The following is an 18,951-nucleotide window of genomic DNA, read 5'->3' as shown; positions in this document are numbered from 1 at the left end:
CGGCCGACTCACATGATGTCGGGGCCACAAACGCTCGTCGTGGAGTGTCGATTCGCTCAGCGTGTTGCGTCTTCCTCCGAGAACCGCCTCCTGACGTCGGGAGAAGTCGCGCGCCCAGGACGAACGCAACACACTGCGGTGCGCAGCGCATTGCGCAGTGTCTGCGCAGCGGCAGAGGATCTGAGCATGAGGGACACGCGGGCAGAGCAGGCACCATGCCACCTCGACCCCCGATTCCTACAGCCTGGCGACGAACCCGACTGGCATCTCTTTCCTGAGACCATCCAAGCCGTCGCCGTCTGCGAAACAATCTGCCCTATCAGCCATTTAGTCAGATGTGCCCGTGCTGCACTCAGGTCCGGACAACTTGCCACCGAGCCAGAAGTCACCCTCCCCGCAGACGGCGTCATCGCCGCCGGAATCATCTGCCGAGGCGACAACGACACCGCCCTCACCCTGCGCGAAGTGATCAACCGGTACGGCCGCCCAGAAGACTGCATCCCCGTTTGCCCCGGATGCGAACGTCGCCTCGTCCTCGCCGGAGAACCCCTGGGCCTCAACGAAGCCCGCCTGGCCGCCCGAGGCTTATGCAAAGGCTGCTACTCCGCCACCGCCCGATCCGGTCAGCTCACGAAGGTCTACCAGCTGCGGCCCGACCATTGCGCCGACTGCAAACGCCCCCTCGTCGGACGCGAAGATCCAGTGCCAGAAGGCCACGCCCGCTTCCACTCCGACGGCCGCTGCCTCGGCTGCCAATCCACCTACCGCCGCGCCAGCAGGAAGGCAGCATGACCAAACGATTCGGCGACCTCAACAGCAACGATGTCGGCAAGGCCCTCGTCTACCGCGATAGAGGGCGCACGCACCGCGTGAAAATCGCTGGCTTGGAACACAAATCAAGCTATCTCGTCGCCTACGTCACCACCGGATACTCCGGCGAACGGCCGCTCACACTGCCAGCGGACATCGAAGTAACCGTCGAACTCTGACCTGCCCCATCGACCGCCATCGACACCCGCGAGGAACCACCCGATGAACAACACTGCCATTCTGGCGCTGCCCTACACGAAACCACCGCTGTCGCTGAACGACTCCGGCGCTTCCCGTGGCGCTGCTTTCGCGAAAGCCCGCACCCGCAAACAGATTCGCGAAGACGTATGCCGCCTGGCCGCTATCGCATGGTTGCCGAAAGGCGTCGACCACCTGACCGTGCAACTGCACTATCGGCCGCGCGACAGAAGGGTCCGCGACACCGACAACCTTTGGGCCACCCTGAAACCCATCTGTGACGCGCTCACCGTCGGCAAGCCTCCCAGTATCTCACCGCGCACCAAACGCCCCGTCCCCGCCCAGATCGGCTACGGCATGGTCCAAGACGACTCGCCCCGCTGGATGGCAAAGCCGGAACCGATCATCCACCAGGCCGTGAAAGGCGAAACCGGCGCGTTGTGGCTCGAACTCAACTGGCGCTACGTGGCGGAACCGGCAGGCATCGCGTGAGCCACCGCCCTTCGCGTGCCAGTCAGGCGTATGTGACTTCCCGTAACCCGTGACCCCGAAGGAGATACACCGTGCCCCCACAGATGATCGGTGTGACGAAGGAGATGCTGCGCGCCAAGTTGGAGGACGCGCTCGGCCGCTTCCCCGACGGAGAACCGCTGCCGATCGACACCAGCGCTGTCGCCGCAGGCGCGAACCCGCTGATGCCGACCGAGGCTGAACGCATCGCTACTGCCAACGGCCAGCCGACCTCGGCCGACACAAGCAGCTCGATCCTTGGCGCCACTGCCGCCGAGCCTGAACCCGACATCGCCGAGGAGCTGGACGAGATCGGCACCGACTGGGCCGCCCGCGCCAAGTTCGCTACCTCCGGCCCGACCCCGGCCCCACCCGCGGCAACCGCGCTGCACGAGGCCGCCGCGATCACCGACGGCGACCGCATGAACACCTATGGGAACCCGGCCGAATCGTTCGAGCGGATCGCCGGCCTGTGGTCGGCGTACCTGGGCCACCCGGTTCACGCCCGCGACGTCGCCAACCTCATGGTGCTGCTGAAGGTCTCGCGTTCGAGGCACGCCTATCAACGCGACGACTACACCGACATCTGCGGTTATGCCGCTCTGGCAGAACGGATCTCCGAATGACCCTCGTCGCCGTCTCCAAGCTGACCCCTTTTCCCGGCAACCCGCGCCGGGGTGATGTCCCCGGTATCGCCGAGAGTTTGAAGTCGAACGGCCAGTTCCGCCCGATTGTCGTGCAGAAGGCCACCGGCTATGTGCTCGCGGGCAACCACACGATGCAGGCCGCGATCTCGTTGGGCTGGGACAAGATCGACGTGCACTGGGTCGACTGCGACCATGACCGCGCCAAGAAGATCGTGCTCGCGGACAACCGGCTGGCAGACAAAGGCCGCTACGATATCGCCGCTCTTACCGACCTCCTCCAGGATGTCGCCGACCTGGAGGGCACCGGCTACACCGAGGACGAGCTGAACGCCATGCTCGACCAACTGGAGCCGCAGGACCCCGACCTCCTAGACGACAAGCCCGGCCTCGGCAACCCGGTCATCTCCTACAACCTGATCTTCGACGACGAGCAGCAGCAGGACGTCTGGTTCGAGTTCACGAAGTGGCTCAAGCGCACCTACTCGGACAAGGACACAGTCGCCGAGCGGTTGACCGAGTACTTGGAAGCCACAGCGGGCGAGCGAGCGGCCTGATGGCGCGAGTCAAGGGCTTCATCGATGCCAACGTGTACGAGGAGGCGAAGAAGCGGATGCACCGCGTCTACGACCTGTTCGACACGGTCATGGTCGCGTTCTCGGGCGGCAAGGACTCCCTCGCCGCGCTGCACCTGGTGCGCGAGGTCGCGTTGGAGCGCGGAGACGCCCGCCCGCTGAAGGTCGTGTTCCGCGATGAGGAACTGATCCCCGATCAGGTCGTCGATTTCGTCGACAAGTACCGGCAGTTCGACTGGATCGATATGCGCTGGTACTGCGTGCCATTGGAATCGACGAAGTACATCCTCGGCCAGTCGACCCGCTACATCCAGTGGGACCCGGCCCGCGAGCACATGCGACCTGTACCCGAATGGGCGCTCACGCCGGAAAAGCTCAGCCTGCCCACGGATCTCGTGCTGGACCAGTACACCGCCGACACCCTGGTCTCGCGCGAGGAGAAGGGCAAGGTCGCCATCGTGACCGGCGTGCGAGCCGCAGAGTCCATCATGCGATTCAACGCGCTCAAGGCGAAGCTGCACGACAACTACATCAACGCCACAAAAGACCAGCGAGTCATGACGGTGAAGCCGCTGTTCGACTGGCAAGAGAACGACATCTTCCGGTACTTCTACGACCGCGGAATCATGTACTGCCCGATCTACGACTCGCAGGTACTTTCCGGTACACCGCTGAGGGTTTCGACGCCGCTGCACGCGGAGAGCGCGAAGACATTCGGCCGCCTGCGGGCCTACGCGCCGACGTTCTACGAGCAGGTGATCTCGCTCGTACCGGAAATGGCTGTGCAGGAACGCTATTACAGCGAGCTGGACCGGGGCGCGCTCATGACGCGGTACGGGCAGTCATTCGACGGCGTGCAGGCGTACGTGGAGGAGACCATCACCGACGAGGCACAGCGGAAGAAGGCGCTCACCGTGCTCAAGCGGATCCGCATCACCGCCGCCCGCAACCCGGCCGCCTACCCGCCCGACCACGTACTCAAGCAATTCATGGCCGGTGCCTACAAACGCACCATCACCCCGATGACCAAGGCCGAGCAGAAGAAGAGAGCCGCCAAGTGAACAACACCGACGGACTCCCCCGCCTGGACCCGACCCCGGCGGGCGCGAACCCGATCGACCACATCAAGTGGGTTCCGGCCGACACACTGGACCCGAACGTGTGGAACCCCAACCGGGTTCACAAACCCGAGCTGCGGCTGCTGGAACGGTCGCTGCTGCACACCTACTGGATTCAGCCGCTGTTGGTGAACCCGGACCGCATCATCATCGACGGATTCCACCGCTGGCGGCTCTCGCAGGACTCGAAGGCCGTGCGGCAGCGTTGGAAGGGCCGCGTGCCGGTCGCTGTGCTGGACGTGGACAAGCCGACGGCCATGCTGATGACGATCCGAATCAATCGCGCCAAGGGAAGCCATGCGGCCGTGGAGATGTCGGCGATCGTGCGCGAACTGCTGGACACACACCACATGGACCCGGACCAGATCGCGGCCGAGATCGGCGGTACCCGCGCCGAAGTCGACCTACTCGCCCAGGACGGCGTGTTCTCGGCCCGCAAGATCAGTGAGTGGGCGTACTCGCCCGCCTGGTACCCGAAGGACGCTGCGGTATGAGCCGATTCGATTCCGCGGAGCACCTGTACGACTGGCAGCGCTCCGGCCGGTTCCCGCGTATCCATGACGACATCTACAACCTGATCAGGTCGGAGGTGTCGCCGTCGGACGGCCCGGTGCTCGACCTCGGTTCGTCGACTGGTCTGCTCGCGCGGCGGCTTCAGCACGCCCGGTTCGCGGTGCACGCGGTCGAGGCCGACGCCAACTCGATCGACGCCGGGCGCACGGCGGGCACCTACGGCCCGAATGTGCCGGTTCGGCACTGGATGCTCACACCAGGCCAGATGCCGGAGTTCGGGGAGTTCCTGGCGAACGCGGGCATCACCATCGTGGTAGCGCGGCGCGTGCTCCCCGAGCTCGACGACGCCGGGGTCACGCCGGAGCTGCTGGGCGAGACGCTGGCTAATGCCGGTGTGAGCCATCTGTTCCTGGAAGGCCGCGCGCCTCGGCAGGACGCGAAACACAGGCTACGCTCAGTTAGCGACGAAGTTGCCGGTCTTGAAACAGATTGGCGGCCAGCGACTTTCGCTGGCAACCACCGCGCGTATCTGACGCTAAAGGAGTAGTCACCATGGGGATGTCCACCTACAACGGGTTCGATGGCGCATACCGGCAACGCGCGCAGGACGAACTGAACGCCATGTGGACATCCGGACTGTGGGAGCCGCCGTCGGAATGCACCGTGTGCGGGCAGACCAGCGGCGCGATCCACGGGCACCTGGAAGACTACTCGCGGCCGGAAACGTATGTGCCGCTGTGCATCACCTGCCACCTCATCTTGCATATGCGATTCCGGCAGCCGGACCTGTGGGAGGAGTACGCCGCCTGGATTCGCGCCGGGCACCGACCCGACCCGCAGACCCAACGGGGCGGTTTCTACGCCATCAAGAAGGGCTTTCTGGTCGGCTGCTCCAACCATTGGCCCGGCCGCAAGTCCAACCCCGCGCGGCGAGCCACCTACCTCGATGCCCTCGCGCCTGTCCGTTTCACACACCCGAATGCCCCAGCCGACCAGCCATTTTGAGAGGTGATACTGCTGTCTGCCGTCCCCGACGCTCTGTTCGCCACCTTCGTACGCGACTTGCGGCGCATCCCCGAGCTATTCGAGCAGTTGAACGTGACGATCACCAAGACCGACGTCACGCGCCCGCGCGGGGACGGCTCGCCAGGCAGCGGCCATGATCGACCGCTTATCCTCAATGACCGCGCCAGCGAACAGCGCCGTTCCTTGCTGCGGACCCTGCGCCATGCCGCTGCCCCAGTGCCCTACGCGCCCCGCCCACTCAGGCCCGGCGCCGCTGCGCTCGCCATCCTCGACCAACTTCCACACACCAGCCGCGGACATGGCGCTGAATTCTGGATCCGCTCGATACTGCGCGAAATCACCAAAGCCTGGGGCGTGGTGGACGCTCCCGCCAGCCTGGCGTTCTCGGGCTACTGCTTCGATTGCGGCGCGCCTGTGTCCGCGCCTGGGCACCTGCGGGCGGTTTCGTGCCGGGCCTGCGGGGGTGAACATCAGGCGGCCGAGCATCGCGCGTGGATGTGGCAGGAAGCGCAGCAGGTTTCGGGTACAGCCGCCGAGTTGGCGCGGCTGCTACCGCACTTCGACAACTCCCCTGTCAAGGCAGCGACCATCCGCAAATGGCACGAGCGCGGCAAACTGTCCGGCTGTATCGAGAAGCGCGGTACGGTCTTCCGTCTCGGTGACGTGCTGGCACTTCATCGTGTTCGAGCAACACCCCTGCGATCGACGCTGCTTTCGACATAGCCACTGGCCGCGTTTTCCGGGCTATCGGGATGGCACCGGCCACCATCCGGACCAAGGTCGGGGGCCAAGCCTTCCTCGGAGACAAGCGATCCTGTGGTCGGCTTGTGGCTGATCGGCTTCGATCGTAACGGCGGTCTGAGCCGCCATGGTCGTCATCCGGAATTCGCGCAGATCACGCAGTAGTTCGTACCCGTCCCACATCGTGACGTCAGATCCGTAGACTTCGCAGAAGGAACGGTACTCGTCCTCTGTGATCTGGCCGAGTGACTTGTACTTGATCGCGGTGTGGACCGTGTCCCATTCCGGTGGACCGATGGATGTCCGTTCGAGGTCGAGCATAACGACTTCGCCGTCCTCCGTGGCTACCACGTTCCCAACCCAGGCGTCCCCGTGCACAACACACCAAGGAAGCCCCTCCGGCAACCGAGTCCAATGCTCCTTCAACTCCGCCAGGTGCTCACGCATCCATTCGCGGTCGTCGGCGGATATGGTGCTCGCCGATTCGATCCGCTGGCCCAGCCGGACGAATGGATCTAGCCTGCCAAGGTCGAATGTTGCCGGAGGGGTGAGCGCGTGCAGCTTGCGAAGCGCCCCTGCCACCTCGGTCGGCGTTCCGTGACGGTGTGGCGGCAATTCTCGCCAGAAGGTCACTGCCTGGTCGTCGACAACGATCGGCTGATCAGTCTGCGGCAGTACACGGACGGCGGGAACGTCGACTGATTCGAGCCAGCGAGCCACCTCGACCTCGCGGAGGGCGGCGGCGCGCTGGCCCGGCCTGGAGATTCGCGCGACCACGGAACCGGGGAGCCGATAGATGACATTCTCACTGCGGTTGAGGACCGTCGCGCCGGCCGAGTCCAGACCGGCGCGGGCGCACGCGGTGCGCAGGATCTCGCTGGTTGGATCCGGCATGGTCTCGGCGGTCATGTGGCGAAGAGTCCTTCGATTCGGCCGGTCAGGTTTGCCACCTCGGGCTGGTCGATTCTCCGCGATGCGATTCGGTACAGATCCCGGAGGTCGTCGGCCGCTCGCCGGGACCGCAGATGTTCGGCGTCTTCGAGTGCGTGGTGTCCGATCGCTGCCGCTTCCTGCGGATCACCAACCGCCATCACCAGTGACGACAGTTTGATTCCCGAGATCGCGCGGGCGCGGAGATAGGCGTCGGTGTGCCCGTCTACAGCGTCGGAGAGGCGGATTCGCGCTTCCCCGGAGAACTGGCCGGCCATAGCGAGGTCATATAGTGCGTGGCCGGTGTCACCGGAGTGCTGCGCGAGGTCGTAATACTTCATCCACGCGGGGTCGTTCTCAGGGCGTGCTTTGGCGAATTCTTCATCGGCCCTGCCGATCTCGGTAAGGGTCTCCTGAACGCGCCCGAGCTTCGCCAGCGCGCGAGCTTTTGTCGTGTGCAACATGGCCCGTTCGGTCGCGGTGAGCCGGTCGGATCGTACGAATGCCAGTTCGACGGAGGTCAATCCGTCGTCGGGATCGCCGCGCCAGATCGACTGCCGGGCCATCGATGAGTGGACTTTCGCGCGGAGGTTCCAGTCCTTGCCGTCTTCGGCGCAGGCCAGCCCGAGCTCGAACATGCTACGGGCATCCTTGTGGTCGTAGCGGTCGAATGCCATGAATCCGGCTGTGTGGCTGAGGAATCCTACGGCCGAGCGAAGTTCCATCTTGTCTCTGGGAGTCGCGTTCGCACCGAGCAGGCGAACCGCGTACCGCAGCTGCGCGAAGACCGCTTCGCGTACGAGGCCGCGACCATCCGTCGCGTCCCATGAACTGATCTGCTTGGCTGCGGTCCGGATCTCGTCGATCTCGTCCTGTCCGACTGTCGGCGGAACGGGTGTCGTTTTGAGGGCGGAGATCAGTTCGAGCAAGGTTCCAGGGACGAGCGTGACTGCTGTCGCGACTCGTAGGAATCCATGGCGGTTCACATCCTCGAGCGTATCGGCGTTTCGCTTCGGCAGCTTGAACCAAAGGAGATCACTCGGGATGTTCAGAGTCTCGGCCCAGTGGATGAGCTTGCTCAGTTGCTCCGGCGCGGTGCCCTTCTCAAGCCTGCTCAATTGGCCTTGGGTGAGGTTCAGCCAGCCGGCCACCATGTCTTGCGCGAGCGTTCGCCTGTGGAAGGGGTGGGTCCGATAGGCGTAGATCACGCGCCCCATATGCCAGGTGGCGAGAGCGTCGCGCATCAGGTCGGTCTGCCAGAACGCGGGCGGAAGGGTGGGCGGTTTCAGGATGGTGGGTTCGCAAGCGCCGCAGAAGGATTCGTTGTTGTAGGAGTTCAGCCTTGTACCGCAATGGGCACAGTAGCGCCGTGACCGCGGATTCGGCTTCATGCGACCGCTCCGGCTGGACTTTGGGGCGTCGACCCCCTCGATCTCCCTGATCTGCGGAAGGTATCACGCAGTGCCGCAGCGGTCTATGCGTTCGGCGCATATCCCGAATGCATTGGTGTTGTGGTTTCGCCTTCTTCGTCGTCGGACTCTTGGGTTGTCCGAAATCGCGTCGAGGAAGGAGCGGGCCTGTGGGGCTATTTTTGGTCGTTCCGCTGTTCGGGCCACCGGCTGCGGGCAAGACCACGCTGACGATGGTGCTCGGGGCTGAATCGGGAAGACGGGTTTTTCGCCTTCGCGAGCATGTACCGCAAGAGGTCCTGTTGGCAACGGCGACCGACAGTCGGCACCTGGGATGGATCGACGAGCAAACCGTTGAATTGGCGCTTCGGGACTACTGCCGAGGTGTATCGGACGACCCGAACGCCCATACCGTATTGCTGGACAACTTCCCCGGCGCTGCCAATCAGGTCGGCCAACTCTTGTCCGTTGTGGCACAGGTCGAGCCGCGATGCCATGTCGAGGCGATCGAACTCCTGACCGACGCCAAGACATTGAAGCAGCGAGCACAACACCGCAAGGTCTGCCATCGCTGCGAGCGCGACCCGATTTCCGACCCGCGCTTGCCGGTGATTCCACGGGCGGATGATCCCTGGGCGTGCTCACGCTGCGACGGGTTGCTGCATCCACGTCGTGGCGACTCCCCTCGCCTGCTGCGGGCGAGGCTTCAGCGCTACCAGAACGCTGCCAGCGGCATCCGCACCGGCTTCACCGAAGCGGGCATCACCGTCACCCAACTCGACACTACTTCGACGATCGATGGGTCCGCGAATCTGCTTGCCCCCCTTCTCATTTCTCGGAGCGCAGTCAAATGACATCTGTTCCACTGCCGGCACCCAAGGTCCGTGGCGACGGCTACGGCCATGCCCGGATGCCTCGCAAGATCACCATGCCGGAGCCCCAACGCATCGACCCTGTCGCCTACGGACGGTTCCGCAACGTCTACCTCTACATCACCGAGGCGTGCCAATTGCATTGTGAGCACTGCTATATGGGTGAGCGCCTGGAGCGCGCGCTGAAGATCGAGCTTCCTCGAATCGTCGATTGGCTCACCACGTGGCGCAAGCTGGGCGGCAGCAAGGTGACCATCCTCGGAGGCGAGCCGACGCTGCACCCGTACTTCGTCGACTCGATACGCGCGGCGGCCAAGATCGGGTACGAACACGTCATCACCACGACAAACGCGCAGGTCCCGGCTGCTAAGAAGTTCCGACAGATGGAACCCTCCGATTTCGCATACATCCAGGTCAGTCTTGATGGCGGCAGCAAGACGACCCATGACGTCGTGCGGGGACCTGGAACGTTCGATATCGCGATGGCGACAATCGATGAACTGACCGCCCGCGGTTTCGATACTCGGATCATCTGCACGGTCAACAAATCGAATGAAACCGACGCCCTCCAACTGCTCACCGTCGCAGACGAACTGGGCGTCAGCCTGGTCAAGTTCCACGTATTCAGCACGATCGGTGTCGGGCACGGCAATCCCGAGATGGCGATGACTCCGCCGGAATGGGTCGCGTTCTGCGACAACCTCAATCAGGTTGCGCCCGAATACCGAACGCGAGTCTGGTACCAGCCGACATACGTCCGACGCGATCAGATCGATCGGTATGCAAGTGAGGGCTATCAGGGATGCATCGGGCGCACGCTCGACCGGATCTCGATCTTCCCGGACGGCCGCGCGTACGTGTGCAGCTATCTGTTCGACACGAAGATGAACTACGCCCAGATGACCGACGGGCAGGTCCAGCTCAACCACGGCCCCAACGAATTCGAGCTGTTCACCAGCGTCCTCAGTGAAAGTAGCTGCGGAGGTTGCAAAGCCAAGGCATGTATGGGGGGCTGCCCGGCGGAGGAGCTGGTGATGGGCGCGTCCTCGTGCAGCTCCTACCCCGACATCGTGCCGGTCTGTCGACTGTGGAAATCCAGCGCCAAACCCGAGGAGTGAACAGCCAATGTATGAGACCAACACGTCCGACCTCGACCTCGCGGCGGCCAAAGTGTGCGGCATCGACTGGAACGACATCGACGAAGTGGAGCGCGCCTCGTTCGAGTTCTTCGAGGAGGTGGCTGCCGATCCCGCCATTGTGCGCAGCCGACTCTGGGGCCTGCCGAACCAGCCGGAACTGCTCACGCTGTGCGAACACTACGACATCCTGGACAAGATCGTATTGTTCAACGACGACGACTCGGGAGTGCGGATTCGCCTGCATGTGTTCCTGCCGGGCTATTTCGATCGGCCGCACAATCACCGGTGGTCATACGCGAGCCGCATACTTCGCGGGCAGTACCGGCACTACCTGTTCGGCAACGCGGAGGTTGACGATCAGATCGACCCGGTGAAGCTGCCGGTTCTTCAGGTGCGGGAGGAACCGGTCGGCGTCGGCTACGCGCTCCATCACACGATGGTGCACGCCGTAGTGGCGGAACCTTTCACTGTTTCGCTGGTCGTCCGAGGCCCGGCTGTGAAGGATCGCTTTCTGGTCGGCGACCGTGCGACGGGCGAAGTGTGGTGGCAATATGGCGCTGGTCAGGAGTCGCCCGAGGAGTCTTTCAAGAAGCGGATGACGCCGGAGCGTTTTCAGGAACTCGTTGTGCGCCTGGAGGAATGGGGCCTCTTCTAGTTGGAAGCGGGGCGCGCCAGCAGTGTGACAAGCGATTCGAGATCGTGAAGTGAAGGCAGCGGGGCGCTTTGGTCGCGAACGCAGCGAAGCGCCCCGCTCGCCGAGGCGAGCATCAGGCTGCGCCGCATCGGCATACCGGCGTGCAGTCCGTAGAGGAGTCCACCAGAGAACGCGGCTCCCGCGCAATGGGTATGGCGGACCTCGACCGGAACCGCCGAGGTAGTCAGCAACTGCGAGTGGCTGGCGGCGAGCGCGCCGTAGCGGCCCGTGGTCACGATGACCCAGTCCGCGCATGTCCACTCGAGCAATCTTCGGGCCACGCTCGGAGCCTCGACGTGGTCGTCATCGTCGATGTTGGTTTGGATCAGCAGATTCGAGTATCCCGCCAACTCGTGCCGCAGTGCGTCGGACAGTGGAATCCCTCCGAGGTTGACGAACAGGCGCTGCCCGTGGGCACGGACAGTCCTGATCACTCGTATCGCCGCAGCCTCGATGAGCTGGTAGGCGTCAAGATATACGAACGAAGCCGTGGCGATGCTGGATAAATCCACCCGCTCCAGCGCGTCGGCCACTCCCGGAAGGTAGGCGAACCACGTGCGGGTGTGGTCACCGTCGGAGACAACCACGACTCGCCGAGTTGCGTAGTCGGTACTGGCTACAGCCGTCGCGCCAACGCCGTGTTGCTGTAGCCAGTGCCCGACTCGTCGGCCCGCCTCGTCACTGCCGAAATCGTTTGCCACGAGCAGGGTCGGCACTTCCAGCGCCGCCAACACTGCCGCGACCATGGGACCGTCTGCCGCGATAGACATCTCCGTTGCCCGGATTTCGGCTCCGTGATTCACGGCGGGGAACTTCGGCACGCTCCACAGCTCGGCTGATGCCAGATAGCTGATGCACACCACCGGTCTGTCTTGCGTGGTCATAGTGCTACCAGCCGAATGCCGAGAAGGGCTCGTCATCGCTCACGTGCCCCATAGCCGCACGACAGTACTCAATCATGTGGTCGGGCAGGTCCCGGATCGGAAAGAACTCCAGTGCAGCGCATTTGTCCGGTTCGCGATTGGTCGGCTCACCATCCCAGCGGTCCACCGTGAAGAAGAACGCCACCCGACCACCGGACGACGAGTTGTGCATGATGTGGCTGAAGCGGACATCCGCAGGCACGATACGCACCCCGATCTCCTCATCAGCCTCCCGAATCAGTGCCTCGACAACCGACTCATCGGCTTCGAGATGACCGGAAGGCAAATGCCACGCGCCATCCTCGTACCCGGTGTTCTGGCGTTGCCCGAACAGCACCTCATCGCCACGACGCAGGATCAGGTGCACGTCACCGGTGACCTTGTGTCGCTGCGGCTTTGCCGTCTGACTCGGCTCGACTGTCGTTTCCAAGACATCTCCCTTCAGAACGAAACGTATGTGTTGAACTGGACCGCTGAAGCAACTGTGGGTCAAGCGCTCCGAGCGTAGTTCGTTCAACGCGAGCAGGTTATGCGTCGAATGCATATCGACGAATCGCGAACGAGCATGGCCGTTGAAGTCGCAGAACTCGACACTTCAACTACCGCCAGAACGTCATTCGGCCAACATCAAGAGGCGCATCGAACCGCAAGGGGAAGCCATGAGTAGCGAACTACCACAGCGGATTCCAGAGCAGCACACCACGAAGATTGACTTGTCGTTTGACTCACCGCCGGTAGATCTGCTCATTCGGTTCGCCGAAGCCATCGGACAGTGGGCCGGAAAACCAGACCAGCGAACCTGCACGGCCGAAGCGTCCTCTCGTGTGCAGCGTCGGGCTTGACCATGGCACGGCCCGATCTCCTCCCTCTCATAGATCCTTACGTGTCGTGAGAAGCATTGTTAGAGCATGGATTACCGCCGAGCGCTGCTCTGGCGGGAGATCCCTCACAGCTTGCTCGGCCACGGCCGCCTTCGCTCTAGCAATCCTGATCCGTGCGACCGCAGCAGCCGACGCAGTGATCAACCCAGCAACTCCCGCCAAGGCCCCAAGCAAATTCACTGAAAAGTCCTGTCCTGGCAGAGTGAGGACATAGCGAGCAGCCTCGCTCCACCATTTGTGGAGATCGGAGGAGGATTCTCAGGGGCGATAGACACAGTACCGAAGTCACGCGTGTGCGGCAGAGTGCGACTCCAAATCCGCAGTGTCGCAGACCCACCGATAGACTCCAGCCATCGGCGTCGCGTGCATTCCTCCGCATAGCGCCTGATAGAGCCGAGGGCAGCAGGCGGTGTTCGCACCACGCGCCCTCCACAGACGCCCCCGCTCCCGGATTCCCCACCGGTCGTAGCGGGGGCGTCGCACTTTCCTCGCTCCTCCTCAGCAAGGCCGCCCCCGCGCACAACTACAGCGCTCATTGGCGGATGAGGCCCGGCCTCGCTGGGAGGGGCGAGGACGGCCCGCCCAGACGGCCCGGCCACCGCATCCGGCCGCCTGGTGCGTCCGACGCACCGCGAGGAGGCACCCCGGTGCCAGGCAAAAGCAGAACCAGCCCCGAATCCATCGACAAGCGCAAACGAATGGCCCAAGCGCTCCAGCTTCGCGAGACGGGAGCCAACTACCGGCAGATCGCCCAAGCGCTGGACATCTCCACCTCGACCGCGCACTCCTACGTCGAAGAGTCGATGAAAGAACTCACGCGAGAGCCCGCGGAATCCATGCTCTCGCTGGAAATCTCCCGGCTGGACGCCATGCTGCTCGGCATCTGGAAGAAGGCATCGCGCGGCGACCTGCAAGCAATCGACCGCGCCCTGAAGATCATGGAGCGCCGCACGAAGTACACCGGTCTCGACCAGCTCGCCGCACAGAAGATGTTGCATGACGGGAAAGACCTGCCCGCCGTGGACGTATGGCTGGACGCGATGCTCGGCAGTGCCACCAGCGATCCCGGCGAACTCGGGCAGGCGGCATGAGTGCGATCCGGCCGCTCGTCGGCAAGCAGCTCCTCGCCGTGCAAAACTCGACCGCGCGCCTGAACGTGTACGAAGGCTCGGTGCGTTCGTCGAAAACGATCTGCTCTCTGATCGACTGGATTCGCTACTGCCGCAAGGGGCCGCCCGGAACGCTTCTCATGACCGGCCGCACCGAGCGCACCATCATCAACAACCTGATCCTGCCGATTCAGGAAATGCTTGGACCGGGCCGCGTCTCAATCAACAGAGGCAACGGCACCGTCAACATCTGCGGGCGCATAGTGATCCTCGTCGGCGCGAACAACGAGGCCGCCCGCACCAAGATTCAGGGCCTGACCCTGGCAGGGGCGTATGTCGATGAGGCGCCGACCCTGCCGGAGTCGTACTGGAACATGCTTTTCTCCCGACTCTCGGTCCCCGGCGCACAGATGTTCGCCACGGGCAACCCGGAGTCGCCCCGGCACTGGTTCAAGACGCAATGGCTCGACCGGGCGAAATTCTGGATTCGCGATGACGGCAGCATCATTGACCGCCGAGGAGACTTCGCTCGACTCCAGGCCGGTGACCCGGATCGACCGCTGGATCTGCACCGGTTCACGTTCATCCTGGATGACAACCCGAACCTCGACCCGGATTTCGTCGCCTCGCTGAAGTCCAGCTACACCGGCGTCTGGTACCTGCGGTTCGTGTTGGGGAAGTGGGTTGTCGCCGATGGAGCGATCTACGAATCCTTCGACGAGGCCGAACACAAAGTGCCCCACGGTAACCTGCCCCAGATGTCGCGGGTCCTGGCGCTGGGAATCGACTACGGAACGACGAACCCGACCGCCGGAATCCTGCTAGGGATCGGCGCGGACGGACGTCTGTATGCGATCGACGAATGGTCACCGCCGCGTGGCACCGACGCCGAACTGTCTGCGGCGCTGGCGGAGTGGCTGCGCGATACCAAACACGAACCCGAGTGGGTGTTCGTCGACCCGGCCGCCGCGAGTTTCAAGCTCCAGCTCTACCGCGACGACACCGCCCGCGTCGCCGACGCCACAAACGAAGTGCTCGACGGTATCCGTACCGTCGCCGCTCTGTTCTCCACCAGACAGTTGCTTATCTCCGACCGCTGCGAACGACTGCTGAATGAAATCCACGGCTATGTCTGGGATTCCAAGCAGTCGGAGAAGGGGATCGACAAGCCGGTCAAGCTCGACGACCACTTCTGCGATGCCCTGCGATACGCCGTCGTGTCCTCGCAATTCCGCTGGTTCTCGCACCTTTCAACTCCGATCCCCGCAGCCAAGGAGGCAGCCTAGCTATGCCGTTGCCGACCGCGAACACTCCTTGGCCGCCCCGCCACCTCTCCCCCGCTTTCCGGATGTTCGCCAACTGCCAGGTGTGGTGGGAGGGCGACGCCGAGAAGCTGTCGGCGAGCCACGGCGAACCGACCCGTTCAGGCCTGGGTGCGACGTGGCGCGATCGGATCAAACGCCTGTTCTGGGGTACGAAACCCGATGTGTCGAACCAGATTCGACAGATCCATATCCCGGTGGCCGCCGATATCGTGCAGACCGCCGCGTCGCTACTGCTACCCGATCCCGTCGCTTTTCGGGTTGCCGCCGACGACCAGGACGCGAACGACGAGGCCCGTGAGCGCATCGACAAGATCCTCAACTCGCCGCATATGCACTCGGCGATGCTCCAAGGCGCGGAATCGGGCTCGGCGCTGGGCGGCGTCTACGCGCGCATCGTGTGGAACACTGCGGTCAAGGACCACGCCTGGCTCGATTTCGTCGATGCCGATCAAGCTGTGCCCGAGTTCATCTACGGCGAACTGTCCGCGGTGACCTTCTGGGAAGTCGTCGACCAGAATGAGGCCGAGGATCGCGTGCTACGGCATCTGGAACGGCACGAGCCGGGTTTCACCGAGTTCTACAGCGACGGTACCCAGAGGCAGGTGTACGGCCGGATCTATCACGGCCTGTACGAAGGCACCGCCATCACGCTCGGCGGACGGATCGAACTATGGGAGCATCCCGAGACCGAGGGTATTCCCGTCAACGACGAAGGCTACATCGACACCGGTACCGCTGGCCTGACCGCCTTCTACTTCCCGAACGCTTTGCCCAACCCCGTGTTTCGCGGCAAGGGCACTCTGCGGCACTTCGGCCGCTCCGATATAGGCGACCCGGCCGTGATCGGCCTGATGGACCAGATCGACGAAACTTACTCCTCGCTCGCGCGTGACGTGCGCCTGGCCAAGGCTCGGCTGATGGTCTCCGAGCACCTGCTCGAGGTGAAGGGGCCAGGCAAGGGCACGGCCTTCAACGTCGAACAGGAGGTGTACGAGAAGGTCGGCGGCGTCCCGAACGGTAGCCCGGTCATCGAGGCGCACCAATTCGCGATCCGAGTCGACGACCACCTCCGCACCAGCGAAGGATTCCTGCGCGCCATCCTGCGCCGAGTCGGGTTCTCCCCGTATACCTTCGGCCTCTCGGACGACTCCGGCGCGGCCATGACCGCTACCGAAGTGGACGCGAAGAAGGACGCCAGCACCGCGACGTTCAAGACCCGCTCCGGCATCTGGAAGGCCGTACTGACAAGGGCCGCACGCACGCTGATCGAAGTCGATGCCGCTGTGTTCGAGACCGGCGCGGTCGTGGGTCAGGAACTCGAAGTGCACTGGCCGCCCGCCGCGCGTGAATCGGTGCAGTCCAAGGGGCAGACCCTCCAGGCGCTCGAATCCGCGAAAGCGGCATCCACGGAATGGAAGGTCCGCTACCTGAATCCCGACTATGACGACCAGCAGGTCGCACACGAAGTCGCTCGGATTCTCGACGAAGGCGCGGTCGCTGATCCGCTGAGGTTGGGCGCAGATCAACCGTTCTCTCAACGTGATGCCGCCGAGGAAGAACCGGTCGACGACGAACCTCGCACCACCGACGACGAAGAGGACGACAGCGAGGAGCTGCTGTTCGCTGCATAGCAGAAGGTGGGTCAGCCGATGGCATTCGAGCCCGCCGCAGTAGCAGGGTTGCAGGACGGAGTCGCCCAGATCTACGCGGATGCCGAGGTACAACTTCTCGCCCGCATTGCCAAGGCGATTGAGAAGGGTATCGACACCCCGCAGTGGGTGAGCGTGCAGCTCGGCGAGATCGCCCGCCTGTCCAAGGACGCCCGCGGATTCCTGCTATCCCTCGATCCACTTGTCGCAGAACAGATCGAGGCCGCACTGCTGGCCGCGCACGCAACCGGTATCGCCGCCGCTGACGGAGATATCCCAGGGCCGCCGTCCACCGCACCCGCCCCAGTGGTCTCCCAAGAGGCCGTGGCCGCACTCGCGGCCGAAGCCACTGCGGCTGTCGTGTCGACGCATTCGCAAATCCTGCGATCGACGGTCGACAGCTACCGCCAGATCGTCGGCGATGTCGCGGGGCGTATCGTGACCGGCGTCGGCACCCGACGCGAAGCGACACAAGCCGCCCTCGACCAGTTCGCGGCGCGCGGGATCAACAGCTTCCGCGACAAGGCCGGGCGGAACTGGCGGATCGACACCTACGCCGAGATGGCCGTGCGCACCGCCGCACTGCGCGCCTTGAAACAGGGGCACACGGACCGGTTGCTGGAGCGCGGCTACGACCTGGTCGTCATCTCCAGCCATCCTCGCCCGGCACCGCAGTGCCGAAAGTTCGAGGGGCGCATCGTTTCGCTGACCGGCCGCACCCCGAACGGCAAGGTAGACGCCATATCTCCGTTGACCGGTGCGACGGTGACCGAAACGGTTGCCGCGACGATGAAGGAGGCGGAATCCGCTGGCCTGCATCATCCGAATTGCAGGCACACCCACACCTTATGGGTTCCTGGTGCACCGCGTCCGAACGTTGAACCGTACGACGAGCAGGGCTACGCCGACGAACAGGAGCGGCGCCGTCTGGAACGACAAGTCCGCGACGCGAAACGGCAGCAGGCCGCCGCGATCACGCCCGACGCGAAGAGGGCGGCAGCGGCGAAGATTCGTGCCCGCCGAACTGCTATCCGCGACCATGTCGAGCGGACCGGCGTCACCCGCCGCCCCCAACGCGAGCAACTGCGCCAGGGCGACGGAGACAACGCGCAGACGACAACCCGACTGATCCGCCGGGAGCTCTCGCCGGAGATCGACACCAAACCAGCAGCGGCCAAAGCGGATACGAAACTTGCGCGCCGCAAGCGCGAGTTGGAGCACCTGGACGAGCAGCAGCTTGCCGACCTCGCCGAACGAGCCGTCAACGATCTCGACATGGACCTCCTCGACCGCATCGACGCCGAGGATCTGCACCGCCGCAAGCTCGCCGCCAAGCAGACCGCGCGGTGGGCCGGATACGAGCGCGAGTACGACAAGCTCACGGCCGACGGTTGGGATCATGAATCCGCCGTCGAGAAGGCGTACGGAATCTCGGTGAAGACCCAGCGTTCGCAAGCGGCGATCTCGATGCTTCGCGGGCAAGGGTACGAGGGGAAGTCGTTCAACGATCTTGCCCGTCACGCCTTCAAGGACCACGCCTACACGAATTGGCTTGCCGCCGAGGAAGCCACGAACGGCTACATGCTGTCGAAGGCCGGGCAGGCCGCCGGTATCGACCCGCGCTCACTCTGGTTCGGCAACGCCAAGACCGCCGAGAAGTACGCTTCGGAAGAACTGCGCGCCTACTGGGACCAGCATGGCCGACCGACTCTCGACGAGTTCAAAGCCGATCTGCTCGACCCGCATGAGGCCAACCGGATACGAAGCGCGAGAGGGGATTTCCTGCGATGAGCGGACGCGACCTCTACCGCGCGTATCAAGAGGGTTTGGAAGCCGCCGGACAGGCGGACGCCGTCAATCCGCACACGCCAGCCCCAGCCGGTAG

The 18,951-nt window shown here is 63.9% G+C and carries 21 protein-coding genes; 17 read left to right on the top strand and 4 right to left on the bottom strand.

Features of this window, described 5'->3' with window-relative positions; translation table 11 throughout:
* Nucleotides 1-186 precede the first annotated feature (186 nt).
* The 10 genes from D5S18_RS34580 (at nucleotide 187) to D5S18_RS28225 (ending at nucleotide 6,117) form a co-directional block, all read left to right on the top strand.
* Nucleotides 187-792, top strand: a complete 606-nt coding sequence (locus D5S18_RS34580) for a hypothetical protein (RefSeq protein ID WP_147404232.1) — start codon at nucleotides 187-189, stop codon at nucleotides 790-792.
* Entirely contained in the window at nucleotides 789-989 is a 201-nt protein-coding gene (locus D5S18_RS28265) for a hypothetical protein (RefSeq protein ID WP_120044165.1), read from the top strand. The genes D5S18_RS34580 and D5S18_RS28265 overlap by 4 nt, the downstream gene beginning before the upstream one ends.
* Before the next feature lie 43 nt (nucleotides 990-1,032).
* The gene (locus D5S18_RS28260; protein ID WP_120044164.1) at nucleotides 1,033-1,500 is read left to right on the top strand and encodes a RusA family crossover junction endodeoxyribonuclease; all 468 of its coding nucleotides are present in this window, start codon (nucleotides 1,033-1,035) and stop codon (nucleotides 1,498-1,500) included.
* Nucleotides 1,501-1,571: 71 nt separating this feature from the next.
* A complete protein-coding gene (locus D5S18_RS35470) occupies nucleotides 1,572-2,144 on the top strand; it encodes a DUF6378 domain-containing protein (RefSeq protein ID WP_203236959.1) in 573 nt (190 codons plus the stop codon).
* On the top strand, nucleotides 2,141-2,719 hold the full coding sequence (locus D5S18_RS28250) for a ParB N-terminal domain-containing protein (RefSeq protein ID WP_120044163.1): 579 nt from the start codon (nucleotides 2,141-2,143) through the stop codon (nucleotides 2,717-2,719). Before D5S18_RS35470 ends, D5S18_RS28250 begins: the two co-directional genes overlap by 4 nt.
* The gene (locus D5S18_RS28245) at nucleotides 2,719-3,798 is read left to right on the top strand and encodes a phosphoadenosine phosphosulfate reductase domain-containing protein (RefSeq protein WP_120044162.1); all 1,080 of its coding nucleotides are present in this window, start codon (nucleotides 2,719-2,721) and stop codon (nucleotides 3,796-3,798) included. The genes D5S18_RS28250 and D5S18_RS28245 overlap by 1 nt, the downstream gene beginning before the upstream one ends.
* Nucleotides 3,795-4,349: a ParB N-terminal domain-containing protein gene (locus D5S18_RS28240; protein ID WP_120044161.1), complete on the top strand. Its 555-nt coding sequence runs from the start codon at nucleotides 3,795-3,797 to the stop codon at nucleotides 4,347-4,349. The genes D5S18_RS28245 and D5S18_RS28240 overlap by 4 nt, the downstream gene beginning before the upstream one ends.
* Nucleotides 4,346-4,915, top strand: coding sequence for a class I SAM-dependent methyltransferase (locus D5S18_RS28235; RefSeq protein WP_120044160.1), 570 nt, complete (start codon nucleotides 4,346-4,348; stop codon nucleotides 4,913-4,915). Before D5S18_RS28240 ends, D5S18_RS28235 begins: the two co-directional genes overlap by 4 nt.
* A gap of 5 nt (nucleotides 4,916-4,920) precedes the next feature.
* Nucleotides 4,921-5,373 (top strand): hypothetical protein, encoded by a 453-nt coding sequence (locus D5S18_RS28230; RefSeq protein WP_147404229.1) that lies wholly within the window; start codon nucleotides 4,921-4,923, stop codon nucleotides 5,371-5,373.
* 3 nt (nucleotides 5,374-5,376) lie between these two features.
* Nucleotides 5,377-6,117: a hypothetical protein gene (locus D5S18_RS28225; protein ID WP_120044158.1), complete on the top strand. Its 741-nt coding sequence runs from the start codon at nucleotides 5,377-5,379 to the stop codon at nucleotides 6,115-6,117.
* Nucleotides 6,118-6,138: 21 nt separating this feature from the next.
* Here D5S18_RS28225 and D5S18_RS28220 read toward each other — a convergent pair whose 3' ends face one another.
* Nucleotides 6,139-7,044 carry an aminoglycoside phosphotransferase family protein gene (locus D5S18_RS28220; protein WP_120044157.1) on the bottom strand — a complete coding sequence of 302 codons (906 nt, stop codon included), beginning with the start codon at nucleotides 7,042-7,044 and terminating at the stop codon, nucleotides 6,139-6,141.
* Nucleotides 7,041-8,456, bottom strand: a complete 1,416-nt coding sequence (locus D5S18_RS28215) for an NsdA family TPR-like regulatory protein (protein WP_239004055.1) — start codon at nucleotides 8,454-8,456, stop codon at nucleotides 7,041-7,043. Before D5S18_RS28215 ends, D5S18_RS28220 begins: the two co-directional genes overlap by 4 nt.
* Before the next feature lie 188 nt (nucleotides 8,457-8,644).
* On the opposite strand from D5S18_RS28215, the gene D5S18_RS28210 reads away from it, so the two are divergent.
* From D5S18_RS28210 to D5S18_RS28200, 3 genes are read left to right on the top strand one after another with little or no spacing between them, the layout of a single operon-like run.
* On the top strand, nucleotides 8,645-9,328 hold the full coding sequence (locus D5S18_RS28210) for a hypothetical protein (protein WP_120044156.1): 684 nt from the start codon (nucleotides 8,645-8,647) through the stop codon (nucleotides 9,326-9,328).
* Entirely contained in the window at nucleotides 9,325-10,464 is a 1,140-nt protein-coding gene (locus tag D5S18_RS28205; protein WP_120044155.1) for a radical SAM protein, read from the top strand. Before D5S18_RS28210 ends, D5S18_RS28205 begins: the two co-directional genes overlap by 4 nt.
* Before the next feature lie 7 nt (nucleotides 10,465-10,471).
* The gene (locus tag D5S18_RS28200; RefSeq protein WP_120044154.1) at nucleotides 10,472-11,140 is read left to right on the top strand and encodes a hypothetical protein; all 669 of its coding nucleotides are present in this window, start codon (nucleotides 10,472-10,474) and stop codon (nucleotides 11,138-11,140) included.
* Here the strand turns inward: D5S18_RS28200 and D5S18_RS28195 are convergent.
* Both D5S18_RS28195 and D5S18_RS28190 read right to left on the bottom strand, forming a co-directional pair.
* Nucleotides 11,137-11,913: a carbohydrate kinase family protein gene (locus tag D5S18_RS28195; protein ID WP_203236958.1), complete on the bottom strand. Its 777-nt coding sequence runs from the start codon at nucleotides 11,911-11,913 to the stop codon at nucleotides 11,137-11,139. The two genes, D5S18_RS28200 and D5S18_RS28195, sit on opposite strands and share 4 nt — an antisense overlap.
* 154 nt (nucleotides 11,914-12,067) lie before the next feature.
* Entirely contained in the window at nucleotides 12,068-12,619 is a 552-nt protein-coding gene (locus tag D5S18_RS28190; RefSeq protein WP_239004054.1) for an NUDIX hydrolase, read from the bottom strand.
* Nucleotides 12,620-13,630: 1,011 nt separating this feature from the next.
* Here D5S18_RS28190 and D5S18_RS28185 point away from each other — a divergent pair.
* The 4 genes from D5S18_RS28185 (at nucleotide 13,631) to D5S18_RS28170 (ending at nucleotide 18,857) form a co-directional block, all read left to right on the top strand.
* The gene (locus D5S18_RS28185) at nucleotides 13,631-14,074 is read left to right on the top strand and encodes a helix-turn-helix domain-containing protein (RefSeq protein ID WP_147404226.1); all 444 of its coding nucleotides are present in this window, start codon (nucleotides 13,631-13,633) and stop codon (nucleotides 14,072-14,074) included.
* On the top strand, nucleotides 14,071-15,378 hold the full coding sequence (locus D5S18_RS28180; protein ID WP_120044150.1) for a PBSX family phage terminase large subunit: 1,308 nt from the start codon (nucleotides 14,071-14,073) through the stop codon (nucleotides 15,376-15,378). The genes D5S18_RS28185 and D5S18_RS28180 overlap by 4 nt, the downstream gene beginning before the upstream one ends.
* 233 nt (nucleotides 15,379-15,611) lie before the next feature.
* Nucleotides 15,612-17,048: a hypothetical protein gene (locus tag D5S18_RS28175; protein ID WP_147404224.1), complete on the top strand. Its 1,437-nt coding sequence runs from the start codon at nucleotides 15,612-15,614 to the stop codon at nucleotides 17,046-17,048.
* A gap of 18 nt (nucleotides 17,049-17,066) precedes the next feature.
* Complete coding sequence (locus tag D5S18_RS28170) at nucleotides 17,067-18,857, top strand: phage minor capsid protein (protein WP_120044148.1); 1,791 nt, start codon at nucleotides 17,067-17,069, stop codon at nucleotides 18,855-18,857.
* The last annotated feature ends 94 nt before the right edge of the window (nucleotides 18,858-18,951 follow it).

This window comes from Nocardia panacis, assembly GCF_003598715.1.
GTDB classification, from domain to species: domain Bacteria; phylum Actinomycetota; class Actinomycetes; order Mycobacteriales; family Mycobacteriaceae; genus Nocardia; species Nocardia panacis.
Note: the sequence above shows the minus strand (reverse complement) of the source record. Positions and strands in the feature narration are given on the sequence as shown.

Bases quoted from the DNA above. Each gene is read 5' to 3' on its own strand.
- D5S18_RS34580 (WP_147404232.1), top strand. From the start codon at position 187: ATGAGGGACACGCGGGCAGAGCAGGCACCATGCCACCTCGACCCCCGA.
- D5S18_RS28265 (WP_120044165.1), top strand. From the start codon at position 789: ATGACCAAACGATTCGGCGACCTCAACAGCAACGATGTCGGCAAGGCC.
- D5S18_RS28260 (WP_120044164.1), top strand. From the start codon at position 1,033: ATGAACAACACTGCCATTCTGGCGCTGCCCTACACGAAACCACCGCTG.
- D5S18_RS28250 (WP_120044163.1), top strand. From the start codon at position 2,141: ATGACCCTCGTCGCCGTCTCCAAGCTGACCCCTTTTCCCGGCAACCCG.
- D5S18_RS28245 (WP_120044162.1), top strand. From the start codon at position 2,719: ATGGCGCGAGTCAAGGGCTTCATCGATGCCAACGTGTACGAGGAGGCG.
- D5S18_RS28235 (WP_120044160.1), top strand. From the start codon at position 4,346: ATGAGCCGATTCGATTCCGCGGAGCACCTGTACGACTGGCAGCGCTCC.
- D5S18_RS28230 (WP_147404229.1), top strand. From the start codon at position 4,921: ATGGGGATGTCCACCTACAACGGGTTCGATGGCGCATACCGGCAACGC.
- D5S18_RS28220 (WP_120044157.1), bottom strand. From the start codon at position 7,044: ATGACCGCCGAGACCATGCCGGATCCAACCAGCGAGATCCTGCGCACC.
- D5S18_RS28215 (WP_239004055.1), bottom strand. From the start codon at position 8,456: ATGAAGCCGAATCCGCGGTCACGGCGCTACTGTGCCCATTGCGGTACA.
- D5S18_RS28205 (WP_120044155.1), top strand. From the start codon at position 9,325: ATGACATCTGTTCCACTGCCGGCACCCAAGGTCCGTGGCGACGGCTAC.
- D5S18_RS28200 (WP_120044154.1), top strand. From the start codon at position 10,472: ATGTATGAGACCAACACGTCCGACCTCGACCTCGCGGCGGCCAAAGTG.
- D5S18_RS28180 (WP_120044150.1), top strand. From the start codon at position 14,071: ATGAGTGCGATCCGGCCGCTCGTCGGCAAGCAGCTCCTCGCCGTGCAA.
- D5S18_RS28170 (WP_120044148.1), top strand. From the start codon at position 17,067: ATGGCATTCGAGCCCGCCGCAGTAGCAGGGTTGCAGGACGGAGTCGCC.